The organism is Megasphaera sp. AM44-1BH (genome assembly GCF_003467125.1).
GTDB lineage: Bacteria > Bacillota > Negativicutes > Veillonellales > Megasphaeraceae > Megasphaera.
The window spans coordinates 18086-18293 of the sequence record NZ_QSFA01000030.1; the positions used below are offsets into that span (position 1 = coordinate 18086).

1 protein-coding gene is annotated in these 208 nt (G+C 49.0%); it reads right to left on the reverse strand.

The features are described from left to right. The coding region (locus DW949_RS13680) for a hypothetical protein (protein WP_199595924.1) at positions 1-208 on the reverse strand (208 nt) is incomplete at both ends.

Here is a 208-nt window from a genome sequence, read left to right on the forward strand (position 1 = left end):
GTTCCTGTGCAACAGCCTGATCACGGGCAGTCGCTTCTTTATCGATATTATCCTGCAATGTCTTATCTGCAGCTGCACGGGTCTGGGCTTCCTGCAGATCGACAGCGCTCAGTGCATTGAACCCGTCGGCTACGTTCTTGTTAATCGTATTGACAGAACTTACCAGATTGTCGTTGACCTGTTTGATGACTTTATCCTGTGCAGCATC